General features: G+C 32.0%; 12 protein-coding genes. All 12 read right to left on the bottom strand.

Annotated features, from left to right (window positions below):
• Window positions 1–60 precede the first annotated feature (60 nt).
• Genes fusA through frr form a run of 12 tightly spaced genes read right to left on the bottom strand, consistent with a single transcriptional unit; the run spans window position 61 to window position 12,880 of the window.
• Complete coding sequence (gene fusA / locus TMEL_RS06635; RefSeq protein ID WP_012057497.1) at window positions 61–2,118, bottom strand: elongation factor G; 2,058 nt, start codon at window positions 2,116–2,118, stop codon at window positions 61–63.
• Window positions 2,119–2,168: 50 nt separating this feature from the next.
• Complete coding sequence (locus TMEL_RS06630; protein WP_012057496.1) at window positions 2,169–2,456, bottom strand: hypothetical protein; 288 nt, start codon at window positions 2,454–2,456, stop codon at window positions 2,169–2,171.
• A 9-nt stretch (window positions 2,457–2,465) separates the two neighbouring features.
• Window positions 2,466–2,972, bottom strand: a complete 507-nt coding sequence (locus tag TMEL_RS06625) for a hypothetical protein (protein ID WP_012057495.1) — start codon at window positions 2,970–2,972, stop codon at window positions 2,466–2,468.
• Window positions 2,969–4,762 (bottom strand): polysaccharide biosynthesis protein, encoded by a 1,794-nt coding sequence (locus tag TMEL_RS06620; RefSeq protein ID WP_231109727.1) that lies wholly within the window; start codon window positions 4,760–4,762, stop codon window positions 2,969–2,971. Before TMEL_RS06620 ends, TMEL_RS06625 begins: the two co-directional genes overlap by 4 nt.
• Complete coding sequence (gene murA, locus TMEL_RS06615; RefSeq protein ID WP_041426234.1) at window positions 4,759–6,009, bottom strand: UDP-N-acetylglucosamine 1-carboxyvinyltransferase; 1,251 nt, start codon at window positions 6,007–6,009, stop codon at window positions 4,759–4,761. The genes TMEL_RS06620 and murA overlap by 4 nt, the downstream gene beginning before the upstream one ends.
• Before the next feature lie 10 nt (window positions 6,010–6,019).
• Window positions 6,020–6,613: a GGDEF domain-containing protein gene (locus tag TMEL_RS06610; RefSeq protein WP_012057492.1), complete on the bottom strand. Its 594-nt coding sequence runs from the start codon at window positions 6,611–6,613 to the stop codon at window positions 6,020–6,022.
• A gap of 1 nt (window position 6,614) precedes the next feature.
• Window positions 6,615–7,229, bottom strand: coding sequence for a hypothetical protein (locus tag TMEL_RS06605; RefSeq protein ID WP_012057491.1), 615 nt, complete (start codon window positions 7,227–7,229; stop codon window positions 6,615–6,617).
• A complete protein-coding gene (gene mreB / locus TMEL_RS06600) occupies window positions 7,226–8,239 on the bottom strand; it encodes a rod shape-determining protein (RefSeq protein WP_012057490.1) in 1,014 nt (337 codons plus the stop codon). The genes TMEL_RS06605 and mreB overlap by 4 nt, the downstream gene beginning before the upstream one ends.
• 2 nt (window positions 8,240–8,241) lie before the next feature.
• Complete coding sequence (gene alaS, locus TMEL_RS06595) at window positions 8,242–10,821, bottom strand: alanine--tRNA ligase (RefSeq protein ID WP_012057489.1); 2,580 nt, start codon at window positions 10,819–10,821, stop codon at window positions 8,242–8,244.
• A 13-nt stretch (window positions 10,822–10,834) separates the two neighbouring features.
• Window positions 10,835–11,647 carry a phosphatidate cytidylyltransferase gene (locus tag TMEL_RS06590; protein WP_012057488.1) on the bottom strand — a complete coding sequence of 271 codons (813 nt, stop codon included), beginning with the start codon at window positions 11,645–11,647 and terminating at the stop codon, window positions 10,835–10,837.
• A complete protein-coding gene (gene uppS / locus TMEL_RS06585) occupies window positions 11,644–12,321 on the bottom strand; it encodes a polyprenyl diphosphate synthase (RefSeq protein WP_012057487.1) in 678 nt (225 codons plus the stop codon). Before uppS ends, TMEL_RS06590 begins: the two co-directional genes overlap by 4 nt.
• Window position 12,322: 1 nt before the next feature.
• Window positions 12,323–12,880, bottom strand: coding sequence for a ribosome recycling factor (gene frr / locus TMEL_RS06580; protein WP_012057486.1), 558 nt, complete (start codon window positions 12,878–12,880; stop codon window positions 12,323–12,325).
• Between the last annotated feature and the right edge of the window lie 15 nt (window positions 12,881–12,895).

The raw sequence follows: 12,895 nt of genomic DNA, 5'->3' as shown, positions 1-12,895 counted from the left end.
TTTCTATATATTCTACATATATTCCTTAAAAAAAAGCGGGACCTTTAAGTCCCGCTTTTTTTATTCTTGTTCTAATTCTCTTTTTCTTTCCTGAATAATCTTTTCTTGAACATTCGGTGGAACAATATCATATTTGGAAAACTTCATTGTAAAGTATCCTCTTCCACTTGTAATTGATGATAACCTTCCAGAAAAGTCTAACATCTCTGCAAGAGGAACTTCAGCAGTTACTTTTGTCACACCTTTACCTGCTGGTTCCATTCCATGAGGTCTTCCCCTTCTGGAGCTTATTTCTCCCATAACATCACCTGCACTTTCATCTGGAACAAAAACTGAAACTTCCATTATTGGTTCCAAGAGAACAGGTCGAGCTTGTTCAAATGCTTTTCTAAATGCTTGAATCGCCGCAATTTGGAATGAAATATCCGACGAATCAACTTCGTGATAAGAACCGTCAAATAATGTAACCCTAATATCAACTACTGGGAAGCCCGCTAATGAACCTTTTTTCATTGCCTCTTTGATACCTTTTTCAACAGATGGAATAAAATTCTTTGGAATGACCCCACCAACTATCTTATCGACAAACTCAAATCCTTTTCCTCTTTCTACTGGTTCTATTTCAATCTTTACGTGTCCATACTGACCATGTCCACCAGTTTGCTTCTTATGCTTGTGCTCACCAATTGCTTTTCCAGTAATTGTTTCTCTATATGCTATTTTTGGTTTTCCAACTTCTACATCCACTCCAAATATATTTTTAAGTCTTTCAACCATAACATCTAAATGAATGTTCCCTATTCCAGAAATAACCGTTTCAGAAGTTTCTGGATCAAATTCCCAACTAAACGTAGGATCTGAATCTGCAAGTCTTGCAAGTCCATTACTAATCTTATCAATATCAGATTTTGATTTTGGATTAATACTTCTTGAAATCATTGGTTCCGGAAATTCTGGTAATACTATTTTCAACTTTCTATCTTTATGTGTCATTGTGTCACCAACAGCACTTTCCTTTAATTTTGGAATAACTAATATATCTCCACATGTTGCTTCTGAAATCTCTACTGTTTCTTTTAACACGGGATAATAAATATGGCCTATTTTCTCATTTACACCTCTATTTACATTTACAAGCGTATCTCCTGAACTAACTTTTCCACTTATAACCTTTAAAAAACTAAGCTTTCCAACAAATTGGTCAACAATAGCCTTAAAAGTATATGCAACCACCGGTTCTTCTTCAATAGGTAACACTTCAACCTCATCACCAGATTCGAGAACCGCTTTGTAAGGAGTTCCTTCCGAAGGATTAACTCCTAAAATAGACATTACCTCTAAAAATTTATCAACACCAATATTCTTCTCAGCCGAACCACAGAATACAGGAACAATTTCTCCATTTTTATATCCTATTTTCAATGTCTTTAAAAGTTCCTCAGAACTTATCTCCTCATCTGCAAAATATCTTTCCATTAATTCTTCATCTAATGAAACTATATCCTCAATCATAGAAGACTTTAACTCTTCAACCTTATCTAAAATATCTGAGGGAATTTCAATTTTTTTTGCCTTGCCATTTTCATATTCAAATGCCTCTCCTGAAAATACATTAACGATACCTCTGAAATTTTCTTCACTACCTATTGGATAAAAAACAGGGACAAACTTTCTTTCAAATCTTTCTTTTAAACTATTTAATGTTTCTTCGTAGCTGGCCCTTTCTTTATCCATTTGGTTTATAAATACTGAAATTGGTTTTTTCATTTCTTCTGCAATACTCCAAGTCCTTTCAGTTTGAATTTCCACACCAGCAATTGCATTAACCACGGAAACAATATTTTCTGTCACAAAAATTGCATTAATAACATCTCCTACAAAATCGCTAAAGCCTGGTGTATCAATAACAGTAAACTGATAATTGTCTATATCAAATTTTGCAACGTGAGAAGTTATACTTGAACCTCTCTCACTTTCAATAGGATCATAATCCACTTCTTTGCTTACAACTTTTTCCAATTTGCCGGCATTAACTAACATTGCAGATAAAAGTAAACTCTTACCAGCACTGTTATGTCCTATTAATGTGATGGTTCTTTTTTTGTCAACAGTACCCATTAGCCCACCTCCAGTAATTTTATTACAAATTCAATTATATCACATTCTAGTTACCTTTTTTTTACAATATACCCAATCCCCACTTCTATTAAACCAGAACTTAACAAAACTAGAATAAAATCAAAGAAAGTCATATTAATCAGTCCAACACCGTGTAAAATAATCAATATTCCCAACAGTAACGCTGCAATTCCTTTTGGAAAACCAGTTATTACCTTGTACATTCCAAACACAGATATAAACAATCCAAAGAAAAATAAAAGTGAAAAAGAAAAAGAAAAAAATATAGAAAGTAATAACAACACTCCAATTGACAATAAAATTATTCCTGTAATCATCTTCTCACCCTAAATAAAATAATCTGTTATTTCTGTTTCAATTTCAATCTCGTAATTATCTTCATTAAATTCGCCTTCAAAAATATCTTCAACAATATGTTTTAGAACTAACTTAGCAAGCTCCTTATTTGTAAAATCATTTGTTTTTTCCTCATCTACAACTGCATATACAAAATCATTATCCAAAATCAAACCCTTTACAATATCTCCAAGAACTTCTGAAATTTTATAATCCAAAATAATACCATTTGGTAAACTTATCTCGGAATAATCTCTTAAAAGAGAAAAATCAATCTCATCTATACTTGTAAACAATAGACCTTTAAACAACAGGAGATCTTTCACCTCATCCGTTTCGTAAAGTTCTAGCCTTAATCTTCCCACATTCTCATTAGGTTTAATGCTTACACTTAAACCTAATTCTGATAATTTTGATAAATCTTTCACTGCATTTAACAACAAATTTTTCTTATCTTTTTTTACATATTTAAATACAAATGAATCGATAAATCTCATTTTACTCCTCCTCTAAATTTAAATTCTGGTACTATTTTTTTCGCCAGCATTTCAGCTTTTTCTATATTAAAATGCATTAAACTTTCCAGTATTTCTTTAGAAATATATTCAATTTCGTTTTCACTAATATTTGGCCTAAAATCCACAGAATAAATCTTTGGATGTTCCGTATTTTTAGGTATTTCATAAGGATAAAACAATTCTTCATACAGTTTTTCACCTCCTCTAATTCCTGTATACACCACATCGATATCTTCCTTACCAAGAAGTTTTGCCAGTTTTCCTGCAATCTGTTCAACACTAATTTGTTTCCCCATATCCAAAACAAATAAATTACCATTTAGTACTATAGATTGCAAAACCAAAGAAACTGCTTCTGGAATACTCATAAAATACCTTTTCATCTCGGGATGAGTAATTGTAACAGGTTTCCCATTCTCAATTTGTTTTTTAAATTTCCATAGCACGCTGCCTCTACTTCCAATAACATTTCCAAATCTTACGATAGAAAACCTTGTACTACACTTTTTTGATAGTACATACAGTTCGGAAATTCTTTTACTTAACCCCATAAAAGACGTGGGATTCACCGCTTTATCTGTTGATATGAAAACAAATTTTTCAACATTAAAAACACATGAAAGTTTAACCAAATTAATAGTACCAAAAACATTAACTCTTATAGCCTCATAGGGATTTTCTTCCATAAGTGGAACATGTTTATGAGCAGCTGTATGAAAAACAATTTCTGGCTTATATCTCTTAAAAATTTCTTCCATCCACTTATAATTTTCCACATCGGCAATGATTCTTGAAACTTTTAAGTCAGGAAATTTTTCATTTAATTCTTCATTAATTTCGTAAATACTATTTTCTCCCCTGCCAAGTAATAATAACTCTTTTGGTTTTTGAAAAGCAATCTGTCTACATATTTCAGAGCCAATACTTCCACCTGCTCCCGTAACTAAGACAACTCTGTCCTTAATACATTCTTTTATATCATTTAAACTTACTTTTACAGGTTCTCTTCCTATAATATCCTCCAATGAAATTTCCCTTATATCTTCTATACCAATTTTCTCCTTAAATAATTCTTCAAATGATGGAATTACTTTAACCTTTGTTCTCTTCAAATTTACTTTCTCAATAATATCATTTATTTGCTTACTATTTAAATTTGGCTGCGCAATAATAACTTCATCATAATCAAACAATTTTAAATAATCCTCTAATTTTATCAATGGGCCTAAAACCTTTTTTCCAAAGATTGTACGCCCTATTTTACTCGCATCATCACCTATAAAACCTACAACATCACCTAAACCAGATTTAATTATTTCTTCAGCAATTGAAACTGCAACATCACCACTTCCAATTATCAAATACCTTCTTTCCGAATTTCTTCTATTTTCCAAAATAAATTGGTAAAATAACCTCACCCCAACTAAAATAGTAAAAGAAGATAAAAACATTACAAATCCAACGGATCTAGGTAAAACAATATTGTTTGCAAAATGGAAAAATGTAAGAACTAAAAAGTAAGAAATTATTGACGACCTGAAAAGCTTTAAAAAATCTTTTTGATTAGCATATCTCCAAACTATCTTATAATTCCCATTAAAGATATATACGATTGAGGAAATGAGAATGTATATATATATAGATTCATCATATTTACTCATTTCTCTAAAATTAAAACCAAACCTAACAAATAGAGATAATATTCCCGCTAAAAACGTAGAAAATATATCTACTAAGAACAATAAAAATTTCCTGTTCAAAAAAATCACCTCAAATGCTTGATCTTTCCACCTATTCCTTCAAATTTAGGTATAATATTCTCATATCCTCTTAACACATGAAAATCATTATGTACTTCTGTAACACCATCTGCCATAAATCCCGCAATTATAAGAGCTGCGGTAGCACGCAAATCTGTTCCTTCAACCTTTGCACCACTTAATTTTTCAACGCCTTCAATAATAGCCGTTCCATCAATTACTTTTATCTTTGCACCCATTCTTACTAACTCATCTACATGGTGAAATCTATTTTTAAATACGTTCTCTATAATCATGCTAGTACCATGTGCAACGGAAAGATACACCATTATCTGGGGCTGTAAATCTGTTGGAAATCCCGGATACGGCTGTACATTTATATTAATTGCCTTCTTTTTGTTTTTTCCATTAACATAAACCGATTTATCAAAAATTTTTACATCTGTCCCCGTTTCTTTCAACACTTCCCATAAAACTTCCAAGTGTTCTGGAACTATGTTCTTTACCAATCCTTCACCGAAAGTAGCTGCAATTGAAAGCGCATATGTACCTGCTTCTATTCTATCTGGAACAACTGTATAGCTACCACCTCTAAGTTTCTTTACACCTTTTATAAATATCTTTCTAGTACCAGCTCCTGTAATAATTGCTCCCATTTTATTTAGAAAATTCTGTAAATCCACTACTTCCGGTTCCATAGCGGCATTTTCAATTGTAACTTTCACACCATTAAGCAATGATGCTGTTGTCATCAAATGTTCTGTTGCTCCAACACTTGGAAATGGAAGATTTATAATTACTTCTTTTTCACAGTTTTCTTTTTTTGCGAATACCTCTCCATGTTCTATATCTATTTCAAACCCAAGTTTTTTTAACCCCATTATATGAAAATCGACAGGTCTAACACCAATAGCACAACCTCCAGGTAATGAAACTTGACCTTCTCCCAATTTTAAAACTAATGGTCCCAACACATTAAATGATGCCCTCATTTTTCGAACTAAATCATAAGGTACCACTTTATTTTTTACATCCCCAGAGATCTTAACAATATTATTCTCAAACTTAACACTTTTCCCAATAGTCTTTAAAATTTCAATCATTGTTCTAACATCTAAAAGATCTGGAACATTCTTTATCTCTAACCCATCATCTACTAACAATGATGCAGCTAGAATAGGCAATGCGGCATTTTTCGCACCTGAGATTTTCACTTCACCATTAAGATGTGATTTTTCCAAAATAAAGTATCCCAATTTAATCCCCTCATTTATTAACAATATTAATTAACTCCTCTAAATTCTTAGAATCATGAGGATAAACTGCCATTTTTATTTCGAACTCAACATCTGGAAGTTTAATACTAATTAATTTTTTTATCCTTTCTTCTACCACTTTGGCATTTTCTTTTGTTATTTCAGTTAACAAAATTAAAAATGAATCATAAGAATATCTTCCAATGCTATCTAAAGGTACTCTAACCGCTTCTCTTAAAACCTTTCCCAAAGTTATTATTATCCGTTCTTTTTCAAAATCTTCTTTATCTTTTATATTTGTTAGTTTTATCATAATAATGGCATATTCAAAGTTTTCTTCAAAAGCCTTTTGATGATAATAACTTATCAATTTTAAAATATGCTCTTTTGAATAAACCCTTGTTAGTGGATCTACCATTCTCTTTGTCCCCAAATCTTTTATGAAGTCATCAAAAACTTCAAATTGTTTCTTGACAATTTCAGAATACTCTGTTAATAAACTTTCTAATTCATTTTGACGGGTCCTCAACATTAAAACCTCATCCTCTAATTCCTTAATTTTAGCAATTAATTCCTCTTTTGAAAATTTTTCGTATTCACCCATCCTATCTCCTCCCATTATAATCTTTTAATAAAAAGAAATGTGTTTTTAAGTTCAATTTTGGTATATTCCAATATATCTTCCCATCTCTTATTGTCCCCAATTTCACATTATTTCGCCACAGAAAAACACCATAAGGTGTTTTCTTAGAAAGAAAAATATCACCATTTTTCACTTCAACGTTATCAACAAATTCTAATATACCATTATTATGAAATGCCTCCATCTCAAATATATCCGTTACAATTGTTACCTTGAATTTATCATACCACCATTTTCTTACAAAAACAAATTTTCCAACATCTCTTGCTATTCCAAAAAACTTCTTTTCATCGGTTATTATCACACCCGTAGCATTAATGTTATAAAAGTATATTCCTTTTTCGGAAAAACTTAAAGGATTTAATTCATCTTCTTTTATATCCAAATAAATTAATTTATATTCTACTTTTTTCTCAAAAAGACTATTTAAAGATTCCCTTAGATAAAAAAATGGATAAGCACATTTTTTCAAAACAAATGAAACATCATCTGTAATTTTACCTTCAAAGACAAAATTTAAAACAAACACAAATATAAGTATTAAAAAACTTAGCAACAATATTTCCAATTTTTTCATTCGTTTCTCCTCAACCTTGACAAAATTGATACCTTATCTAAAACCATTCCAGCTCCACGTGCAACACAAGTCATAGGTTCATCTGCCACATATGCATCTATTCCTGTTTCTTTTCTAATCAACGTTGTAATACCACGAAGCAAAGCTCCACCACCTGCAACTACAATCCCTTTTTCAGTAATATCTGCAACAAGTTCAGGAGGAGTCTTCTCCAAAGTAGCCTTTGTTGAGTCAATTATTTGCATTATTATAGGTTTTAAAGCCTCTCTAATCTCTCCACCTTTTAATATTAATTTCTTTGGAAGGCCACTAGATAAATCTATTCCTGTCACACTTGTTTCTAACTCATCATATTCTTTTTCGGGAAATACATTACCTATTTCTATTTTTACCCTCTCTGCAGTCCTTTCTCCAATCGTTACTCTGTAAACTTCTCTTACATATTGTATGATAGCTTCATCAAGTTCATCACCTGCTACCCTAATTGACGTCCATGTAACTAAACTCCCTAGCGAAATTATCGCGATCTCTGTTGTACCTCCTCCAATATCAACCACCATATTTCCTGTGGGTTCTTCTACGTTTAAATTTGCACCAATTGCAGTTGCCATAGGTTCTTCAATTAAAAAAACCCTTTTAGCTCCTGCTTCATTCCCTGCTTCAAGTATAGCACGACTTTCCACTTCAGTAATTCCAACTGGCACCCCTACAACAACCATGGGTCTAAAAAATGAAAATCCATTTTGCGAACGGTTTATAAAATACGTAAGCATAGCCAATGCTACATTATAATCAGCAATAACACCATCTTTTAATGGACGAATTGCCTTTATATAAGCTGGGGTTTTACCAATCATATTTTTTGCTTCATTTCCCACCTTTAAGACTTCATCATTCTCAACGTTTATAGCAACCACGGACGGTTCGTTTACAACAATTCCTTTATCTTTTACATAAACCAAGGTATTTGCCGTTCCCAAGTCTATTCCCATATCATATCTTTTAAACATATCTAACACTCCCTTAATATCTCTATTAATTTACTTTTTGCTTCATTAATTTTGGAAACATCTTTTCCACCTGCTTGGGCAAAATCAGGTCTACCACCGCCACCACCATCAAGAATCTTAGATAAAGACTTTGCAATGTTTCCTGCATGCAATTTTTCAAAAGTCTTTTTTCTCTTAACAATCAAAATAACTTTATCACCTTGCTTGTTAAAAAACACCACAAGGTCTACTCCTCTATCTATTAGCTTATCTGCTAAATCTCTTAAAGTATTTTGCTCCACACCTTCAAATTCATAAACTAGATATTTTATTTCATTTTCAATTTGAACGTTATTTAATATCTGCTTTATATTTATCATATTCTTTTGAATTTCTTTAATTTTTAACTCAAGTTGTTTTATCCCTTCCTTTAATTTTTCTATTTTTACAAAAACATTCTCATCCGTTGCATCAAGTTCTTCTTTAATTTTTTTCCAATTTGTTTCCAAGTTCTCTAAATAAGTTAAGCTAGCAAAACCTGTGATTGCCTCTATTCTCCTTACACCGGCACTCACAGAACTTTCACTTATTATTTTAAATAAACCAATCTCACCTGTATTTTTCACATGTGTTCCTCCACACAACTCCTCACTAAAATCTCTTATCCTTACAACTCTTACTTTATCACCATATTTCTCCTCAAATAAAGCCATTGCACCATTTTTTATTGCCTCATCATAAGACATAACTTTTGTATTCACATCTATAGCTTCTAAAATTTTTTCATTAACCATTTTCTCTATCTTTTCAATTTCTTCTTTTGTTAAAGCCGCATAATGAGTAAAATCAAATCTCAATCTTTCAGGCGCAACTAAAGAACCTGCTTGTCTTACATGTGTTCCAAGAACTTTTCTTAGTGCTGCATGTAGTAAATGAGTAGCAGTATGATTTCTTGCAGTTGCTTTTCTTTTTTTCTCATCTACTGATGCAAAAATTGCATCACCAACTCTTATTTTTCCTTTCAATTTCCCCTTATGAACAATTATCCCCTCAACGGGAACATAAACATTTGTTACAACAAACTCTCCATTTTTGCCTTTAATAACACCTTTGTCTGCAACTTGACCGCCTTTTTCTGGATAAAATGGTGTTTCATCTAAAATTAATTCACACTCCACATCTTTTACTTCATCAACAAATTTCTCCGTTCTTATTTTCAAAACCCTTGCATTTGTACTAAGCACATCATAACCAACAAACTTTGTACTAATATCCAATGTTTCATAATCTGTTCTTTCTGAAAATTCAACTTCTCCTGCAGCTTCTCTAGCCTTTTTTCTTTGTTGTTCCATATATTTATTAAAACCTTCTTCATCCAAAATATAACCATTTTCATTCGCAAGATCCCTCAATATATCAAGTGGAAAACCATAAGTATCGTAAAGTTTAAAAGCAGCTTCCCCATCTATCTTCCCACCTGTTTCTTTAACAATCTTATCTACTATATCAAGGCCCTTGTTTAAATTCTGCAAAAATCTTTCTTCTTCACCGTAAATTATTTCCTTTACAAAAGATTGTTTCTCTACTATCTCAGGATAAATTTTTCCCATTTTCTCAACCACAGCATCAACTATATTATGCAAAAACGGTTTCTCAGACCCAAGCATTTTTCCATGTCTTGCTGCTCTTCTCAAAATTCTCCTTAAAATGTAACCCCTTCCTTCATTTGAAGGAAATACACCATCAGATATCAAAAACACCAAAGCTCTTATATGATCAGCTATAACCCGTATAGACACATCATGCTTTTCATCTCTTCCATATTCAACATTTAACACGTCTGTAATTCTATTAATGATTGGCAAAAAAAGATCTGTGTCAAAGTTGTAATATACTCCTTGCATCATAGCAGCTATTCTTTCTAATCCAGCACCTGTATCGATGTTTTTCCTCTTTAAAGGTAACAATTGACCGTTTTCATCCTGGTAGTATTCAGTAAACACCAAATTCCAAATTTCGACAAACCTTCCTTCAGTATTACCAGGATTTGGTTCCTTACCATCAGTTATAGGAACTTCTTTACCTGTATCGTAAAAAATCTCCGTATCAGGACCACAAGGCCCCGTAGGTCCAGCAGGCCCCCAAAAATTATCTTCTTTTCCCAATTTAACTATTTTATTTGATGAAACACCTATTTTTCTCCAAATATCATAGGCTTCTTCATCTTCTTCGTAAACAGATATCCATAACCTTTCTTCTGGGATTTTTAAAACTTGCGTAACAAATTCCCAAGCCCATTCAATTGCTTCTCTTTTAAAATAATCACCAAAAGAAAAATTTCCAAGCATTTCAAAGAATGTATGGTGTCTTGGTGTTCTACCAACGTTTTCTATGTCAGTAGTCCTAATACATTTTTGGCAAGTTGTAACTCTTGGGTACACAGGATCTACTTTTCCCCAAAAGATGGGTTTAAACGGAACCATACCAGCAACTGTAAACATTAACTGAGGATCATCGGGAATTAAAGACGCACTTGGTAAAATTTTATGGCCCTTTTTTTCAAAAAACTCTAAAAACAATTGCCTTATCTCTTCACTTAGCATATATTTACCTCCTTCAACTGAAAAATCTTAAGAAAATATAAATAACAGGAGCAACAAACAATAAACCATCAATTCTATCTAACATACCACCATGTCCTGGCAAAAATTTTCCTATATGCTTCACACCATAAGCTCTTTTAATAGCTGATTCAAATAAATCTCCCAATGTGTCAAATATCCCTGTGATAATGGAAAATGGTACCGCATACCAATAACTTATATTATAATCGAAAAAATTGTTGATAATATAGAAATAAACTAACACATAAATAAAGGTACCGAAAATTCCACCAAAAAGCCCCTCGTAACTTTTATTTGGACTATATACTTTTGACAACTTATGTTTTCCAAAAGAAAGTCCAAAAAAATATGCAAAACTATCATAAGCCCATGATAAAGTCAAAGTAAGCAACGCAAGTGCAACACCAAAGTATTTGTAAATAGGTATAAAAAACGAAAGATTAAATGATATATATATCATTGATATGGAAAAAATCCCAAAATATTCCATTATTACATCCTTACTTTTAACCAACATCAACGTTAAAGAAATTCCGATTATATAAAAAACACTAAACAACTCCATAGAAAAGTTTAAAAACCAAAGTCCAAATAATATTGGAAATGCCGAAACAATCCCAATGTAAATTACAACAATTCCCATTTTTTTATACTTAATCAAAGTCGAAAAATACAACTCAGATGATGATAGAAAAACAATTGCAGAAACTAACCCTATTAAACTTTGATAAGAAATAAAACATGCAACCACAAATGGAGCAACAACTAAAGCAGAAAAAAGTCTAATTTTAGTCTCTTGTTTCACTTTATCCCCCCAAATTTTCTGTTTCTTTTTTCATAATCTTCCAAAGCTTTTTGTAAATCATCCTCTGAAAAATCAGGCCATAAAACATCTGTAAAATAAAGCTCACTATATGCAGATTGCCATGTTAGAAAGTTACTTAATCTCATTTCACCCGAAGTTCTTATTATCAAATCAGGATCAGGTACTTCTGGTCTATACAGAAATTTTCTAAAAGTTTCCTCATCTATTTCTTTTTGCCTCTGCTCTAAAAATTTTTTTACCGCATCTACTATTTCCGCTCTTCCGCCATAGTTAATAGCCATATTAACAACTATTTTTTCGTTATTTTTTGTCTTTTCTTCATATTCCTTACAAATATTGTAAATATTTTTCCCCAGCTCCTCCAATCGTCCAGAAAAAACAAGCTTTACCCCTTCTTTATTCATTCGCTCATAAAACTCCGAAATTTTACTTTGAAGTAAACCAAATATAAAATTTACTTCTCCCTTCGGTCTTTTCCAATTTTCCGTTGAAAAAGCATAAAACGTGGTGTATTTTACACCACGTTTCGCACACCATCTTACAACCTCCTCTATTTTATACGCTCCTACATAATGCCCATACATCCTAGGCTTATTCCTTTTCTGAGCCCATCTACCATTACCATCCATTATAAAGGCTATATGTTTTAACATATCAAAATTCCATAATCTCCTTTTCTTTTCTCTCAAATAATTTATCCAATTCTTCAACGTATTTATCCGTTAAGTTTTGAATCTCTTTTTCTAATCTTCTTTCATCATCTTCAGAAATTTCACCATTCTTTTTCAAATCCTTTAATTCCTTTAAAATTTCTCTTCTGATATTTCTTACTGCAATCTTTCCATGTTCCACTATATCTTTTGCCTTCTTTACCCACTTTTGTCTTTGCTCTGTAGTTGGGGTTGGAAAAACTAACCTTATAACATTCCCATCGTTCATAGGATTTAATCCCAAATCACTTGCCTGTATTGCCTTCTCAACTGCGTTAAGTAAATTCTTTTCCCAAGGTTTAATAATAAGGGATCTTTCCTCAGTTACGTTAACCGTTGCTACTTGATTTATCGGTGTGGGCACTCCATAATAATCTACTTTTATTTCTTCTAAAAGAGCAGGCGAAGGCCTTCCCGTTCTAAGTTTTTTTAACTCCTCATCAATTGAATTTACACTTTTCTTCATTTTTTCTTCTGTTTTTTTTACTATTGGATCTTTCATCTAGACACCTCCTAT

The organism is Thermosipho melanesiensis BI429 (assembly GCF_000016905.1).
GTDB lineage: Bacteria > Thermotogota > Thermotogae > Thermotogales > Fervidobacteriaceae > Thermosipho > Thermosipho melanesiensis.
The sequence above is the reverse complement of the archived record's forward strand: the minus strand, read 5'-3'. Positions and strand labels throughout refer to the sequence as shown.